Here is a 14615-nt window from a genome sequence, read left to right on the forward strand (position 1 = left end):
GCGCCTGCGTGCCGTCGGTCGAGCCGGAATCGACGACCACGATATCGTCGCTCAGCGCGCGCGCGGCCTCGATCGCCCGGCCGATCCGGTCCGCCTCATTTTGGGCAATAATGAAAATCGAAAGAGGCAGCACGGTTCTACTTCGGTTCCTGTTGCCTCAAGGCTTAAGCATGAGTGGGCCGGAGCGGCAAGACAGGCGCAAAAAAGCCGAACTTGGCCCGGGAACCTTGGGAAAGCTCCGGCGTTTGTAGGCCGAGCCATGCTCCTGAGCCGGCGGGTGGTCGAAATGCTGTTAGTATTCGATTTACCATGCTGGCTAGTCGCTGGTTGGTTAACCTGGTTTTACCTATTTGCGTCCAGTTATCGCATTCGTGCCGCATTTCTGCCGCGGTCTGCAAGGCAGATGTGCTTCCGATGCAACAGACAAAGCCGGCTCCCGGTCTTATAACGGGTTCATCGAAATCAACCGCCGGGTTCCCGGCGACAGCGACGACTAAGGAGTTTGTCATGAAGAAGTATCTGCTTGCGAGCGTTGCCGCGCTCGGTCTCATCGCCGCTGGCGCCGCCTCCGCTGCCGACCTCCCGTCCCGCAAGGGCCCGGTTGCCGCCCCCGTCTACATGCCGCCGGCGTTCACCTGGACCGGCTTCTACGTCGGTGGCAACGCCGGCTACGGCTGGGGCAACGTGAACACCAACGGCGGCGTCGCCATCACCAACACCGGTGATCTCGACGGCTTCGTCGGCGGTGGCCAGATCGGCTACAACTACCAGATGGGCCAGTTCGTTGTCGGTCTCGAAGCCGATATCCAGGCTGCTGACCTGACCACGGGCAGCACCTTCGCTGGCCTGCGCGTCAAGACCGACTACTTCGGCACGGTTCGTGGCCGCGTCGGCGTCGCCTTCGACCGGTTCATGCCCTACATCACCGGTGGTTGGGCTTACGGCAACGTGAAGACCTCGTTCCCGGGCGTCTTCGCCGTCTCGTCGGATAACAGCCACACCGGCGGCTGGGCTCTCGGCGGCGGTCTCGAGTATGCCGTCACCAACAACATCATCGCCGGCGTCGAGTACCTCTACGTCGACCTGGGTGACAAGCGCATCCTGAACACCGGCACCAAGGTCGGCACCGACTTCTCGGTCGTCCGCGCCCGCCTCAGCTACAAGTTCTGATCCTCTCCTCACGGAGACAGAACGGACCCGGTGGCTTCGGCCACCGGGTTTTTTCTTGCCCGGGTCAGATCACAAAAGTAGACACGAAAAAGCCGGCGACCTGGGTCGCCGGCTTTTTCGTTGGAGCGCCGCTTCTGCGCGGACGAGTTCGATCAGCCCTTGAAGCGGGTCTCTTCGAAAGCCGGAACGCGGGCGGCGAAATCGTCGAGCCAGGCGACGAGCCTCGGATGGGCCGCCCGCCATTGTCCCTCGAAACGCAGGTCGAGATAGCCGAGCGCGCAGGCGAGCGCGATCTCGCCGATGCGCGGGCGATCGGTAAACGCTGGCGGGGCGGCTTCGAGCGCTGCCAGTCCGCGCGCGACCTTGCCGTCCTGATGCGCGACCCAGTTGGCGTTGCGGCCTTCCTCCGGACGGAAGCGGCCTTCATAGACCTTGAGCAGCGCCGCATCGCAGATGCCGTCGGCCAAGGCCTGCAGCCGCAACTGGGCGAAGCGCGCCTCGCCGGCGGGAATCAGCTTTCCGCCGGAGATGTGGTCGAGATAATCGAGGATGACGCGGGAATCGAACAGCGTCGTGCCATCCTCCAGCACCAGTGTCGGGATCTTGCCGAGCGGATTCTGCTGGCGCAGCACCTCGCTGGGATCGGTGGTATCGGCGGCGACGATCTCGATGCGGTCCATCAAGTCGAGTTCGAGGGCCGCCAGCTTGACCTTGCGGCCGAACGGGGAGGCGGGGGAGGAGCGCAGGACGAGCATCGACGGTATCCTTGATGCGGGTAGCGGAGAGCGATCGATCAGCCGTCGGGGCGGATCGTCTCGCAGAGATAGCGCGGCCGGGGACCCTGCGCGAGCCGTTCGGTCAATGCCGGCAGCAGGGTTTCGGCTTCCTCGGCCAGCCGCCAGGGCGGGTTGACGACCAGCAGGCCGGTCGCGCTGAGGCCGCCGGCCGCTTCCGGCCGGTCGACATCGATCTCGAGGCGCAGGAGCCGGCCGATTCCGGCTTCGAGCACCGCATCCATGAGGGATTGGACGCCGGCGCTGCCCTTGATCGGATACCAGAGCGCATAGATGCCGGTCGGCCATTTGCGGTGCGCTGCGATGAACTGCGCGGCGAGCGTCGCGAACTCGTCCTTGTCCTCGAAAGGCGGGTCGATCAGCACGAGGCCGCGACGCTCCTTCGGCGGGACATTGGCCCGAAGCGCGGTCCAGCCGTCGATGGCGAGCGGCTTGCAACGCTGGTCCTTGCCGATCGATTCGGCGAGCTTCCTGTAGGTCGAGGGATGGAGCTCGGCGGCGACCAGGCGATCATCCGGCCGCATCGCATGGCGGCAAAGCCAGGGCGAGCCGGGATAGGCGCCCGAGCCATAAAGCGCGCGGGCGCCTACCAGTGCGGCGCGATAGGGCGCGAGCAGGGCCTCGACAGCGGGAGAGAGGGGCGAGCGGTCGATGCGCGCGACGCCATCCTTCCATTCATGCGTCCTGAGAGCCTCTTCCGAATCGAGATCGTAGCGGCCGCTGCCGGCATGGGTGTCGACGATGCGATAGGGTGTCGGCTTGGCGTTGAGATGCAGCAGGATGCGCGTCAGCACGACATGCTTCAGCACATCGGCGAAGTTTCCGGCGTGGAAGCCATGGCGATAGTTCATGCCGCCGTTGGTAGAGGAAGCGGCCGCCGACCGGAAGCGGCAAAGTCTTGCCGCGTGGGAATCCGAGCCCTCATCCTGAGGGGCAAGCGCAGCTTGCGTCTCGAAGGATGCTCCAGATCGTTCCGAAGTCTTCTGGAACATCCTTCGAGACGCGCCTACAGCGCTCCTCAGGATGAGGGTTGGTTATTTTAGAGCTTGCCGATTTCGCACGAAACCACGGCGTCATCCCGGACAAGCTGCGAAGCAGCGCCGCTCCGGGATCCATCGTAGAGCTCCCGAATCCTCCGATGGAGCCCGGGGCAAGCCCGGGATGACGCCGTGGTTCCGAGAAAACTCAGCATACCCTAAGGTAGGCCTCAGCGCGGCGCGACGACCGTGAAGTCCCGCGCGCGGCAGCCGGACCGGTCGACCTGCTGGCAGGTGCGGAAATCGCGGAGATCCTTGGTCAGGCAGATGCGGACTTCCTGCAGCACGCCGCGCTTGCAGGCCACCGACATCATGTCCGGTCGCAGGCCAGGATTGGCGGCGGTGAAGGCGCGTTCGAGATCGATCGCGGTCCAGGTCTGGTCGCGCTCGGCCTTGGCCAGCGGCGGGGGAATCGCGATCTTGTCGCGGGCGCGGCGGACGTCGCGGAAATAATCGCTCGGGCTTGATCCCGAGCAGGTGCCGTGCTTGCGCCACTCGTAGCGGGCGAGGCTCTCGGTGGGGAACACCCCTTCGGCCTGTTCCAGCGCGATGCGCGAGGGTGTGCGGCCGGCCGGGCCGCAATCGCTGGGATAGCCGCGCTCGTTCTGCGGCCAGAGGCCGTGCACGACGAAGCGCAGGCCAGCCCCGTCGCCGCATTGCTCGCGGTTGCGCCCGCGGTCGCCGTCGAGTTCGCAGAAGCCCGGAGACCAGGACAGCGCCAGGACGTAGAAGTCGAAATCGCCGGGCGCGCCGCCGCGCTGGCCGAAACCCTGCGCGTGGCCCGCTCCGATGAAGCCGAACAGCGACAGGGCGGCGACCAGCAGCCTTTTCATCATCGTGGAGCCTTACCCTTTACGGGCGTGCCATCTTGCAGTCGGGCGCGTAGGCACGCTGGCGGTCGAGACCGCTCACGCACCAGTTGACGTTCCAGGTCATGCCGAAGAGCCCGAGCGACTCGCGCACGGAATAGTCGACGCGGCGGAACTTGCCGTCGTTGAGCAGGACGCGCCCGCTGCAGAAGCGCCGCGGGATGAAGTCGGCGCCCCAGCTACGATAGCCGATCTGCGCGATGCGATCATAGGACAAGGCCTGAAGGGGCCCCCAATAGGTATCCTCGCGCGAGTTGAAATGGCTGGTGACTTTGCCGAGCACCGCGGGGTCGTCGCAGCCGGGGAGGTTGCCGTCCATCGGGAAGGTGCGGTTCTCCGCCCGGTCGAGCGGATGGACGAAGCGGCCGTTCGCGGCTCCGGCGGCAAAGGCCGTCAGGCAGGCGAAGGAAACAAGGGCGGTTCGCAGCAGGGCGCGGCGCATCGAATCAGGCCTCGTATGGGAGGGCGAAAATAAGGCGCACGATGGCGATGCGCCGGTCACCGGTCAAGGCGGCAATAGGCCGGACGGCGTCATGCGGAGGAAGGCTGGCCGGCACGAGCTGCCCGCGCTGGCGCCCGGGACGGCAATCGGACAGATTGTCCAGAGAAAAACGGGGACATGACATGACGGACTGCTTCGACGATCCGGCGGCGCGCATCGAGGATGGGGAGGCGCTGCGCGGTCATATTGGCCCGGTCTCGCCCCTGGCGGCCGGGAAGGTGCTGCGCCGGCTCGACCAGTTCTGCCGCGACTTCATCGCGCTCTCGCCCTTCCTCGTGCTCGCGAGCTGCGACGCGCAGGGCAATGCCGATGCAAGCCCGCGCGGCGACGGGCCGGGCTTCGTGCGCGTGCTCGACGACACGACGCTGCTCATCCCCGACCGGCGCGGCAACAACCGGGTCGATTCCTTCGGCAACATCCTGTCGGCGCCGGGCGTCGGGCTCGTCTTCATGGTGCCGGGCATCCCGGAGACCCTGCGCGTCAACGGCAAGGCGCACGCTACGCGTGATGCCGCCCTGCTGGCGCCTTCGATCATGCAGGAGCGCGCGCCGGTGACGGGCCTCATCGTCGCGGTCGAGGAAGCCTATTTCCATTGCGGCAAGGCGCTGATCCGCTCGAAGCTGTGGGACCCGGCCTCGCAAGTGCCGCGCCATTCCTTTCCGACGCTCGGCCGCATCATCGCCGACCAGACCAAGGCGGTCGACGGCGACGAGGCCGATCGCAATCTCGAGGAAGCCTATCGCCTGCGCCTCTACTGAGGCGGGCGATCAGGGCGCGCCGGCGCCCGTGGCTTCGAGGACCGATGGTGCCGGGGCGGCACGCCGCTCCAGGACGAGCAGGACGAGGCCGGCCGTGACGATCAGTGCCGCGCCGCAGAGCATGGCCGGCGTTGGCCAGTCGCCGAAGACGAACCAGCCGAAGACGAGCGCCCAGACGATCAGCGTGTACTGGTAGGGCACGACGACGGAGGCCTCCGCCAGCTTGAGCGAGCGGGTGACGCAGATATGCGCGCCCATCGCGACGATGCCGAGCAGGGCCAGCAGGGCGGTGTCCTTCAGGCTCGGCGTCACCCAGCCGAAGGGCAGGAGCGCGAGCCCCATCAGGAGCGCGCCGAGCGTCTGCCAGGCGACCAGCGTGACGTCAGGCGTGCCGCGCAGGCGGCGCCCGGCGATCATCATCGCGGCGAAGAGGAAGCTGCCGAGCAGGGCGATCAGCGCGGGCATCGAGAAGCTGGCCCCGCTCGGATTGAGCGAGACCGCGACACCGGCGAAGCCGAGCGCGATGGCGAGCCAGCGCCGGCCGTCGATGCGCTCGCCGAGCAGCAGTGCGGCGAGGATCACGACCCAGACCGGGGCTGCGAGCCAGATCGTCATCGCGTCGGCGAGCGGCAGATAGGTGACGGCGAGATAGAACAGCGCGACCTCGCCCGACGAGAACAGCACGCGCAGGGCCTGCAGGCCGGGCCGCTCCGGCCGCAACGTCCTGTGGACGCCCTGCTTGACGACGAAGGGCAGGATCACGACCAGCGCCGCCAGGCTACGGATCAGCAGGAGCTGGCCGACCGTGTAGGTCGCGACCAGCCATTTGCCCATCACGTCGTTCAGCGAAAACAGCAGGATGCCGATCAGCATCATGGCGATGCCGGTGAGAGAGGCGTTGCGGCTGGTCATGTCAGGCGAAAGGGTTCCAAAAGGCGCGCTTCCACTGGCCCAGTCCGTCGCGCGTGGCAATCCGCATTGCCACATGCCCGCATGATCCCTTGATATTAAGTATTGACTTAATTAAGTGAATGACGAAGTTATTGGCCATGGATCGCTTCGCCGCCCTTGCCGACCCCACGCGCCGCAGCATCATCGAGATGTTGGGCGAGCGATCGCTATCGGCAGGCGAAATCGGCGCCCGTTTCAGCGCCAGCGCCCCCGCGATCTCGCAGCATCTCAAGGTGCTCAGGGAGGCCGGGCTGGTGAGCGTCGAGGTGCGGGGCCAGCAGCGCATCTACCGGCTCGATCCCGCGGGGCTCGAGGCATTCGATGCCTGGCTCGGCAAGGTCCGGCGCTTCTGGGGGCGGCATCTCGATATCCTCGAACAGGAACTCGCAAAGCCCGAACCGGGCGAGGGAGACAACCGATGAACGCTTATGGAGTCGTATTGGAAAGCGGCGCTGTGCGCTTCGAGCGCTTGCTGCCCGGTCCCATCGAACGGGTCTGGTCTTATCTCGCCGAGTCGGAGAAGCGCGGACGATGGCTGGCCTCAGGTGTCTTCGACCTGAGAGTCGGGGGCCGGACGGAGATGCTGTTCAAGCATTCTGAGATCACCGACGAGACGCCGCCGGACGCCTATCGCGAGGTGCATGAGAATGGCGTGCGCTCCACCGGGACGATCACGCGCTATGAGCCGCCACGGATCATCGCCTTCACCTGGGGCGGAGGCGGCGAGCCGGAATCCGAAGTCGAGTTCGAGCTCGTGCCGAAGGGCGAGAAGGTCCTGCTCGTGCTGACGCATCGCAAGCTGACCAGCAAGGCGGAGATGGCCAGCGTCTCCGGCGGCTGGCACATGCATCTGGACCTGCTGGAGGATCAGCTCGCCGGCAGCAAGCCGCGCGGATTCTGGTCGCGGTTCAAGGCGCTCGATACGGAATATGCCGCGCGCTATGCGGACCTGCCCGAGCCGGGGCAGGGCTGATCAGAAGGTCGAGGATGTATAGCGGAAACGGTTCCGTCATTCCGGACAAGCCGCGATAGCGGCGCCGATCCGGAATCCATTATAGAGCCGGCTCTCTACGATGGATCCCGGGTCAAGCCCGGGATGACGATATGTTTCCGCGTAAAATCAGTATGTCTCAAAGGCTCGCCGCCGCCCGCGCCGCCTGGTCGTACTGGCCGGAGAGCGAGCGCATCGCGGCGGCGATCTCGGAGAGGCGGGCCGGGTCGGCGCCGGTGGCGCGGACCGACTTGACCAGGAGCTGCTCGCGGATCTGGGCATAGCGACGGCAGGTTTCCTCGCCGGCCGGTGTGACCGCGACGGTCTTCTCCTTGCCCTTGCGTCCGCCCTTCAGGAGCTTGAGGCGTTCGAGCTTCTTCAGCGAATAGTTCACCAGATGCGTGTCCTCGATATTGAGGACGAGGCAGATATCGGCGAGCCGCTTGGCCTTGCCGCGATGATTGACGTTGTGCAGCACGAGCACGTCGAGCGGCGAGAGATCGGGCATGCCGGCGGCCGCCATGCCGCGCACGATCCAGCGCTGGAAGGCGTGCACCGTCATGCTCAGCGCGAACTCGAATTCCGAGAGCGCGGGGAGAGCCCCGGCGGCGAGATGGCCGGAGGAGACGATCGGGCCGAGGTCGTCGGGGGAGGGAGAGGTCATCGCGCTCGATCGTCCTGACTAATAATGCGAGGTCATCCCGGACAAGCCGCGTGAGCGGCGCCGATCCGGAAGCCATGCCTGAAACGTTCCGGCATGGATCCCGGGTCTCCCTCCGGTCGCCCGGGATGACTGCTGTCGATGTGTGGTATGCCGCCTTACATCTTCTTATAGGCGTCGACGATGGCCTGCCCCTCGGCGCCGGCCTTCTTCAGCCAGTCGGCGGTGAGCTGCTCGCCCGCCTTCTTGAAGCCGGCGGACAGCTCGGGCGACGGTGCCTGCACCTTCATGCCCTTGGCCTTGAGCTGGTCGAGATACCAGCCGGCCTTCTCCTGCCACATCTTCCAGCCGCGCTCCTCGGCGGTGGCGGCGGCCTTGAGGATCGCATCCTGCGTCGCCTTGTCGAGGGCGTTGAAGGCCGCCTTGTTGACGAAGGTCGCATCCTTCGGGATCCAGGCCTGCACGTCATAGAAGTGGTCGAGCGACTCCCAGACCTTGGAATCGTAGCCGGTGCCGCCCGAGGACATGAAGGAATTGACGACGCCAGTCGCCAGCGCCTGCGGCAGCTCCGCCGCCTGGATCGTGACCGACTGCATGCCGAGGATTTCGCCGAGGCGGGCGGTGCCCACATTATAGGCGCGCCATTTCAGGCCCTTCATGTCCTCGACGGTGTTGATGTCCTTCTTGGTGTAGACGCCTTGCGGCGCCCAGGGGACCATGAAGAGGAGCTTGATGCCCTGGGCGTCGAGCTTCTTCTCGATCGCCGCCTTGGACGCCGTATAGAGCTTGCGCGAATCGGCGAAGGAGGTCGCCAGGAACGGCACGACGTCGATGCCGAAGACCGGGTCCTCGTTCTCGTGGATCGACATCAGGATCTCGCCCATCTGGGCCTGGCCCGAGGCCACGGCGCGCTTGATCTCCGGCGCCTTGAAGAGCGCGGCATTGGCATGGACCGTGATCAGGAGCTTGCCCGAGGTCGCCGCCTCGACGTCCTTGGCGAAGAGGGCGAGGTTCTCGGTATGCGGATTGTCCGTGGGATAGGCGTTGGGCAGGTTCCATTTGGTCTGCGCCGCGGCCGGGATGGCGAAGGCGAGCGTGCCGACCCCGAAGGCGAAGGCCGCGGCGGTCAGGTGTCTGCGGTTGATCATGTCATTCCCTCTCTGTTGCTTATGGTGATTGGGCTGGAGATCAGTCCGGGAAGGCGAGCTTCGGCAGATAGAGAACGATCTGCGGGAAGGTCGTGATGATGATGACGGCGACGTTCAGCAGAAGGAAGAACGGAAATGCCGCCTTCGCAATCGTCATCGTGTCCTTGCCGCTCATGTTCTGCAGCACGAACAGGTTGAAGCCGACCGGCGGGGTGATCTGCGCCATCTCGACATGGATGACGAGGTAGACGCCGAACCAGACGAGGTCGAAGCCTGCTTCCTTGACCATCGGCAGCACGATCACCGCCGTCAGCACGATCATCGAGATGCCGTCGATCAGGCAGCCCAGGATGATGTACATGCAGGTCAGCGCCAGCACGAGCATGTGCGGCGAGAGCGACTGGCCCTTGACCCAGTCGGCCAGCGCGGCCGGGATGCCGGTATAGGCCATGGCGGCCGTGCAGAAGGCGGCGCCGGCCAGGATCAGCATGATCATGCAGGTCAGCCGCGTCGCGCTCATCACGCTTTCGTAGAAGGTCTGCCAGGTCAGCGTGCCGCTCCACCAGGCCAGCACCAGCGCGCCGGTGACGCCCCAGGCGGCGCATTCGGTCGCCGTCGCGAAGCCGAGCACGAGCGAGAGGAAGACGGCCGCGATCAGCAGCAGGCAGGGCGCGAGATTGGCCGACTGGCGCACCTTGGCCATGAAGGACATCGGCGGATCGCGCGGCGGGACCTTGCTCGGGTTCAGCCAGGACCAGACGATGACGTAGCCCATGTAGAGCGCCATCACGAGCAGGCCGGGCAGGAAGCCGCCGAGGAAGACCTGCAGCACCGAGACATTGGCCGTGACCGCATAGACCACCATCGGGATGGACGGCGGGATCAGCAGGCCGAGCGTGCCTGAGCCGGCAAGCGTGCCGATGCTGATGCCCTCGTCGTAGCCGCGCTTCTTCAGCTCGGGCAGGGCGATCTTGCCGATGGTCGCGCAGGTCGCGGCCGAGGAGCCGGAGACGGCGGCGAAGATGCCGCAGCCGACGATATTGGTATGGACCAGGCGACCCGGCAGCCATTGCAGCCAGGGCGAGAGCCCCTGGAACATCTGCGCCGAGAGCCTTGTCCGGAACAGGATCTCGCCCATCCAGATGAAGAGCGGCAGCGCAGCCAGCGTCCAGGAGGCCGAGGCGCTCCAGACCGTGGTCGCCAGGACCTGGCCGATCGGAATGTCCGTGACCAGTATCATGGCGAGCAGGCCGACGAGGCCGAGGCCCACCGCGATCCAGACACCGCTGGCGAGGATGAGGACGAGGAAGCCGAGTAGGACGATCGAGAGAACGGGAAGGCTCATGGTCAGACGCCTCCGCCCTGCGCGACGCGCTCGATCAGCTCTTCGGTCGTCGTCGGCGGCTCGGGCTCGTAGGTCGGCTTGCCGCCGCGCGCGACGATGACCCATTCCTCGGCGACCGCGACCAGCAGGATCGCGAGGCCGGCCACCATGCCGAGCTGCGGTATCCAGAGCGGCACCGAGATCACGCCGGTCGACATGTCGAAGAAGCGCCAGGAATCATAGGCGAGGCGGCCGGCCTGCCAGGTGAAATAGGCGAGGAACGCAGCCGCGATCGTCAGCGAGACCAGTTCGGCGATGCGGCGCGCCCTGCCATGCAGGCGCTCGAGCAGCAGGCCGACCCGGATCATCTCGCCACGCTTGAAGGTGTGGGCGAGCCCGAGGAAAGCCATGGCGACCAGCGACCAGCCGGCAAAATCATCGCCGGAGGGAACGTTGAGATTGATCTCGCGCCCGATGGACAGGAGCATCATCAACACGAAGATCGCGACCAGGAAGAAGCCGGCGAGATAGCCCGCGAGCAGATAGAGCGTATCGAGTGTGCGACGGATCATGGGAGCGCCTGCTCCCATCCGACGGGAGCGCCTGCGCGCCCGGTTGCCAGGATTGCTCGCATCGTCGCATCCTCCGCTTTCTGCCGGCCTGGCCCCTCAGCCATGTTCCAGCCACATTTGGGATCGTAGCCGGCAGAATCGTCTTGTCAACGACTCATCGACAATTTATCGATGAAACGTCAGCGTAAATCACGGCTGGCTTGACGAAGGGGAGAGCGTCTCATGTCGGCGGCCCATTGGGATTTCTGGATCGATCGCGGCGGCACCTTCACCGACGTGATCGGCCGCGATCCGGCTGGCAATCTCCATGCCAAAAAGATGCTCTCCGAGAATCCGGGCGCCTATCGCGATGCGGCCGTGCAGGGCATCCGCGAGCATCTCGGGCTGAAGGCGGGCGAGCCGATCCCGACCGGGACCATCGGCGAGGTGCGCATGGGCACCACCGTCGCCACCAACGCGTTGCTGGAGCGCAAGGGCGACCGTACGCTGCTGGTCACCACCAAGGGGTTCCGCGACGCGCTGCGCATCGGCTACCAGGCCCGGCCCGACATCTTCGCCAAGCAGATCATCCTGCCCGAGGCATTGTACGAAGCGGTCGAGGAGATCGACGAGCGCGTGCTGGCCGACGGCACGGTGGAGCGCGCGCCCGACGAGGCGGCGATCCGCAGTGCCTTGCAGGCGCAATACGATGCCGGTTTCCGCGCGGTCGCGATCGTCTTCATGCATGGCTATCGCTACACGGCGCATGAGCAGGTCGCGGCCCGGATCGCCCGCGCGATCGGCTTCCCGCAGGTGTCGGTCAGCCACGAGGTCTCGCCCTTGGTGAAGCTGGTCGGGCGCGGTGACACCGCCGTGGTCGATGCCTATCTCTCGCCCATCCTCAGCCGCTATGTACAGCAGGTTTCCGAGGAGCTCGACGTCGCCCGCACCGGCGCGCGCCTGATGTTCATGATGTCTTCGGGCGGATTGACCGCGGCCGAGCTGTTCCAGGGCAAGGACGCGATCCTGTCCGGTCCGGCCGGCGGCGTCGTCGGCCTCGCCGAAACCGGTCGCTCGGCCGGGTTCGACAAGGTGATCGGCTTCGACATGGGCGGCACCTCGACCGACGTTGCGCATTTCGACGGGGAATACGAGCGGGCGTTCGAGACCGAGGTGGCCGGGGTGCGCATGCGCGCGCCGATGATGCTGATCCACACGGTCGCGGCCGGGGGCGGCTCCATTCTCCACTATGACGGCGCACGCTTCCGCGTCGGTCCGGATTCGGCCGGCGCCAATCCGGGCCCGGCGGCCTATCGCCGCGGCGGGCCGCTTGCGGTGACCGACGCGAATGTCATGGTCGGCAAGCTGATCCCATCCTATTTCCCGGCGATCTTCGGGCCGAAGCAGGACGAGCCGCTCGATGTCGGCATCGTCCGCAACAAGTTTGCGGTGCTGGCGGCCGAGGTCGGCGACGGGCGCAGCCCTGAGGAGGTTGCCGACGGCTTCATCCAGATCGCGGTGGCCAACATGGCCGAGGCGATCAAGAAGATCTCGGTGCAGCGCGGCTATGACATCACCCGCTATGCGCTGAATTCCTTCGGCGGCGCCGGCGGCCAGCATGCCTGCCTCGTGGCCGACGCGCTCGGCATCAAGACGGTGCTGCTGCATCCGTTCTCCGGCCTGCTGTCGGCCTATGGAATGGGGCTCGCCGAAATCCGCTCGACGCGCACGGCGGCGCTGGATGTTGCGCTCGACGGCGAGGCCAAGGCCGCGATCGAGGCTGTGGCCGCGAAGCTAGCCGCGGACACCAGGGCGGAGGTCGCGGGCCAGGGCGTGGCGGAGGATGATATCGCGATCCACACCCGCGCCCATATCCGCTATGCCGGCACCGATACCGCGATCGCGGTCCCGGCCGGCACGCGCGCCGCGATGCAGGAGGCCTTCCAGACCGCGCACAAGGCGCGCTTCGGCTTCATGGACGAGACCAAGGCGCTGGTCGTCGAGGCCGTCGAGGTCGAGGCCGTCGGCGGCGGTGCCCGTTTCGAGGAAGCTGCGGCGGCCGAGCAGGCGGGCGAGCCTGCTGTCGCCGAGCGCACGCGCTTCTTCGCCAAGGGGCAGTGGCACGATGCGGCGATCGTCCGCCGCGAGGCGATCAAGCCCGGCCAGAGCGTCGCCGGGCCCGCCATCATCATCGAGCCGAACCAGACCGTCGTCGTCGAGGAGGGCTGGAGCGCCAAGCTCACCGCCAAGGACCATCTCGTGCTGGTTCGCGTCAAGGCGTTGGTCCAGCAGGCGGCGATCGGCACCAAGGCCGATCCGGTGATGCTCGAGATCTTCAACAACCTGTTCATGTCGATCGCCGAGCAGATGGGCGTGACGCTGCAGAACACCGCCTATTCCGTGAACATCAAGGAGCGGCTCGACTTCTCCTGCGCGGTCTTCGACCAGACCGGCGCGCTCGTCGCCAATGCCCCGCATATGCCGGTGCATCTCGGTTCGATGGACCGGTCGGTCGAGACGGTGATCGCCAACAACCCGGTGATCAAGCCGGGCGACGTCTATTGCCTGAACGCTCCCTATAACGGCGGCACGCATCTGCCTGATATCACCGTCTGCACGCCGGTCTTCGATCCCGAAGAGAAGAACATCCTGTTCTGGGCGGCGAGCCGCGGCCACCATGCCGATGTCGGCGGCACCGCGCCGGGCTCGATGTCGCCGCTGGCGACCAATATCGAGGAAGAGGGCGTCTATATCGACAATTTCAAGATCGTCGATCAGGGCCGCTTCTGCGAGGAGGACCTCGTCAAATTGCTGACCGGCGCGCGCTACCCAGTGCGCAACGTCGTGCAGAACGTCAACGACCTCAAGGCGCAGATCGCCGCCAACGAGAAGGGCGTGGCCGAGCTGAAGAAGATGATCGGCTCCTTCGGCCTCGATGTCGTGCAGGCCTATATGGGTCATGTCCAGGACAATGCGGCCGAGAGCGTGGCGCGGCTTCTGACGAAGCTGCACGATTCCGAGTTCACCTATCCGATGGATCAGGGCTGCGCGATCAAGGTGAAGATCACCATCGATCGCGAGAAGCGCGAGGCGACGGTCGATTTCACCGGCACCTCCGAGCAGCGCCCGGACAATTTCAACGCGCCGGCGCCGGTGACGCGCGCCGCCGTGCTCTATGTCTTCCGCGTCATGGTCGACGATGCGATCCCGATGAATGCCGGTTGCCTGCGTCCGATCAGGATCGTGGTGCCGGAGGGCTCGATGCTGGCGCCGCGCTATCCCGCCGCGGTGGTGGCGGGCAATGTCGAGGTTTCGCAGGCGGTGACGAACACGCTGTTTGGCGCGCTCAAGGCGATGTCCTGCTCGCAGGGCACGATGAACAACCTGACCTTCGGCAACGACCAGTATCAGTATTACGAGACGATCTGCTCGGGCTCGCCGGCCGGCCCCGGCTTCGACGGCACGTCGGGCGTGCATGTCCACATGACCAATTCGCGCCTGACCGATCCTGAGATCCTGGAGACGCGCTTCCCGGTCGTGCTGGAGGATTTCCACATCCGGAAGGGCTCGGGCGGCAAGGGCGAATGGACGGCGGGCGACGGCACTTCGCGCACGATCCGCTTCCGCGAGACGATGGATTGCGCGATCCTGGCCTCGCATCGGCGGGTACGGCCCTTCGGCGTCGACGGCGGCGAGGCCGGCGAACTCGGCAGGACGCTGGTCCGACGGCTCTCCGGCGCGGTCGAAGAGCTGAAGCCCTCCGACCAGACCCTGCTCCAGGCTGGCGAGGCAGTGACGGTGATCACGCCGACGGCCGGCGGATACGGCAAGGCGAAGGGCTGAAACCCAAGGGCCGAGG

General features: G+C 66.1%; 15 protein-coding genes. 5 read left to right on the forward strand and 10 right to left on the reverse strand.

Annotated features, from left to right (window positions below; translation table 11 throughout):
• The coding region (locus JHD80_RS13375; RefSeq protein ID WP_199087993.1) for a glycosyltransferase at window positions 1–133 on the reverse strand (133 nt) is incomplete at its 3' end.
• A gap of 374 nt (window positions 134–507) precedes the next feature.
• Between JHD80_RS13375 and JHD80_RS13380 the strand changes: the two genes are divergently transcribed.
• Window positions 508–1170: an outer membrane protein gene (locus tag JHD80_RS13380; RefSeq protein WP_199087995.1), complete on the forward strand. Its 663-nt coding sequence runs from the start codon at window positions 508–510 to the stop codon at window positions 1168–1170.
• A gap of 152 nt (window positions 1171–1322) precedes the next feature.
• Here the strand turns inward: JHD80_RS13380 and JHD80_RS13385 are convergent, their stop codons facing one another.
• The 4 genes from JHD80_RS13385 to JHD80_RS13400 all read right to left on the reverse strand — a co-directional run bounded on the left by JHD80_RS13385 (window position 1323) and on the right by JHD80_RS13400 (window position 4312).
• Window positions 1323–1925, reverse strand: a complete 603-nt coding sequence (locus JHD80_RS13385; protein WP_199087997.1) for a glutathione S-transferase — start codon at window positions 1923–1925, stop codon at window positions 1323–1325.
• A gap of 38 nt (window positions 1926–1963) precedes the next feature.
• Window positions 1964–2815: a 23S rRNA (adenine(2030)-N(6))-methyltransferase RlmJ gene (locus JHD80_RS13390; RefSeq protein ID WP_199087999.1), complete on the reverse strand. Its 852-nt coding sequence runs from the start codon at window positions 2813–2815 to the stop codon at window positions 1964–1966.
• Between the two features lie 356 nt (window positions 2816–3171).
• Window positions 3172–3834 carry a ribonuclease T2 family protein gene (locus JHD80_RS13395; RefSeq protein ID WP_465246523.1) on the reverse strand — a complete coding sequence of 221 codons (663 nt, stop codon included), beginning with the start codon at window positions 3832–3834 and terminating at the stop codon, window positions 3172–3174.
• A 19-nt stretch (window positions 3835–3853) separates the two neighbouring features.
• The gene (locus tag JHD80_RS13400) at window positions 3854–4312 is read right to left on the reverse strand and encodes a hypothetical protein (RefSeq protein WP_199088003.1); all 459 of its coding nucleotides are present in this window, start codon (window positions 4310–4312) and stop codon (window positions 3854–3856) included.
• 182 nt (window positions 4313–4494) lie between these two features.
• Here JHD80_RS13400 and JHD80_RS13405 point away from each other — a divergent pair, with 182 nt between their 5' ends.
• Entirely contained in the window at window positions 4495–5130 is a 636-nt protein-coding gene (locus JHD80_RS13405; RefSeq protein WP_199088005.1) for a pyridoxamine 5'-phosphate oxidase family protein, read from the forward strand.
• Window positions 5131–5139: 9 nt separating this feature from the next.
• Here the strand turns inward: JHD80_RS13405 and JHD80_RS13410 are convergent, their stop codons facing one another.
• On the reverse strand, window positions 5140–6042 hold the full coding sequence (locus tag JHD80_RS13410; protein WP_199088007.1) for a DMT family transporter: 903 nt from the start codon (window positions 6040–6042) through the stop codon (window positions 5140–5142).
• A gap of 137 nt (window positions 6043–6179) precedes the next feature.
• On the opposite strand from JHD80_RS13410, the gene JHD80_RS13415 reads away from it, so the two are divergent.
• Both JHD80_RS13415 and JHD80_RS13420 read left to right on the forward strand, forming a co-directional pair.
• A complete protein-coding gene (locus tag JHD80_RS13415; RefSeq protein WP_199088009.1) occupies window positions 6180–6503 on the forward strand; it encodes a metalloregulator ArsR/SmtB family transcription factor in 324 nt (107 codons plus the stop codon).
• Window positions 6500–7054 (forward strand): SRPBCC family protein, encoded by a 555-nt coding sequence (locus JHD80_RS13420; protein WP_199088011.1) that lies wholly within the window; start codon window positions 6500–6502, stop codon window positions 7052–7054. The genes JHD80_RS13415 and JHD80_RS13420 overlap by 4 nt, the downstream gene beginning before the upstream one ends.
• 157 nt (window positions 7055–7211) lie before the next feature.
• Here JHD80_RS13420 and JHD80_RS13425 read toward each other — a convergent pair whose 3' ends face one another.
• From JHD80_RS13425 to JHD80_RS13440, 4 genes are all read right to left on the reverse strand, one after another.
• Window positions 7212–7736 carry a winged helix DNA-binding protein gene (locus JHD80_RS13425; RefSeq protein WP_199088013.1) on the reverse strand — a complete coding sequence of 175 codons (525 nt, stop codon included), beginning with the start codon at window positions 7734–7736 and terminating at the stop codon, window positions 7212–7214.
• A 155-nt stretch (window positions 7737–7891) separates the two neighbouring features.
• Complete coding sequence (locus JHD80_RS13430; protein ID WP_199088015.1) at window positions 7892–8881, reverse strand: TRAP transporter substrate-binding protein; 990 nt, start codon at window positions 8879–8881, stop codon at window positions 7892–7894.
• Window positions 8882–8921: 40 nt separating this feature from the next.
• Window positions 8922–10226 carry a TRAP transporter large permease gene (locus JHD80_RS13435; RefSeq protein WP_199088017.1) on the reverse strand — a complete coding sequence of 435 codons (1305 nt, stop codon included), beginning with the start codon at window positions 10224–10226 and terminating at the stop codon, window positions 8922–8924.
• A gap of 2 nt (window positions 10227–10228) precedes the next feature.
• Complete coding sequence (locus tag JHD80_RS13440; protein WP_199088019.1) at window positions 10229–10777, reverse strand: TRAP transporter small permease; 549 nt, start codon at window positions 10775–10777, stop codon at window positions 10229–10231.
• Window positions 10778–10999: 222 nt separating this feature from the next.
• Between JHD80_RS13440 and JHD80_RS13445 the strand changes: the two genes are divergently transcribed.
• Window positions 11000–14599: a hydantoinase B/oxoprolinase family protein gene (locus JHD80_RS13445; RefSeq protein WP_199088028.1), complete on the forward strand. Its 3600-nt coding sequence runs from the start codon at window positions 11000–11002 to the stop codon at window positions 14597–14599.
• Window positions 14600–14615: the final 16 nt, after the last annotated feature.

The organism is Allobosea sp. ASV33, from assembly GCF_016428755.1.
In the GTDB taxonomy this organism is placed as follows: Bacteria; Pseudomonadota; Alphaproteobacteria; order Rhizobiales; family Beijerinckiaceae; genus Allobosea.

What these genes read in the sequence shown, in the direction of transcription:
- JHD80_RS13380 (WP_199087995.1), top strand. Translation starts at nt 508, where the DNA reads ATGAAGAAGTATCTGCTTGCGAGCGTTGCCGCGCTCGGTCTCATCGCC.
- JHD80_RS13385 (WP_199087997.1), bottom strand. Translation starts at nt 1,925, where the DNA reads ATGCTCGTCCTGCGCTCCTCCCCCGCCTCCCCGTTCGGCCGCAAGGTC.
- JHD80_RS13390 (WP_199087999.1), bottom strand. Translation starts at nt 2,815, where the DNA reads ATGAACTATCGCCATGGCTTCCACGCCGGAAACTTCGCCGATGTGCTG.
- JHD80_RS13395 (WP_465246523.1), bottom strand. Translation starts at nt 3,834, where the DNA reads ATGAAAAGGCTGCTGGTCGCCGCCCTGTCGCTGTTCGGCTTCATCGGA.
- JHD80_RS13400 (WP_199088003.1), bottom strand. Translation starts at nt 4,312, where the DNA reads ATGCGCCGCGCCCTGCTGCGAACCGCCCTTGTTTCCTTCGCCTGCCTG.
- JHD80_RS13405 (WP_199088005.1), top strand. Translation starts at nt 4,495, where the DNA reads ATGACGGACTGCTTCGACGATCCGGCGGCGCGCATCGAGGATGGGGAG.
- JHD80_RS13410 (WP_199088007.1), bottom strand. Translation starts at nt 6,042, where the DNA reads ATGACCAGCCGCAACGCCTCTCTCACCGGCATCGCCATGATGCTGATC.
- JHD80_RS13415 (WP_199088009.1), top strand. Translation starts at nt 6,180, where the DNA reads ATGGATCGCTTCGCCGCCCTTGCCGACCCCACGCGCCGCAGCATCATC.
- JHD80_RS13420 (WP_199088011.1), top strand. Translation starts at nt 6,500, where the DNA reads ATGAACGCTTATGGAGTCGTATTGGAAAGCGGCGCTGTGCGCTTCGAG.
- JHD80_RS13425 (WP_199088013.1), bottom strand. Translation starts at nt 7,736, where the DNA reads ATGACCTCTCCCTCCCCCGACGACCTCGGCCCGATCGTCTCCTCCGGC.
- JHD80_RS13430 (WP_199088015.1), bottom strand. Translation starts at nt 8,881, where the DNA reads ATGATCAACCGCAGACACCTGACCGCCGCGGCCTTCGCCTTCGGGGTC.
- JHD80_RS13435 (WP_199088017.1), bottom strand. Translation starts at nt 10,226, where the DNA reads ATGAGCCTTCCCGTTCTCTCGATCGTCCTACTCGGCTTCCTCGTCCTC.
- JHD80_RS13440 (WP_199088019.1), bottom strand. Translation starts at nt 10,777, where the DNA reads ATGATCCGTCGCACACTCGATACGCTCTATCTGCTCGCGGGCTATCTC.
- JHD80_RS13445 (WP_199088028.1), top strand. Translation starts at nt 11,000, where the DNA reads ATGTCGGCGGCCCATTGGGATTTCTGGATCGATCGCGGCGGCACCTTC.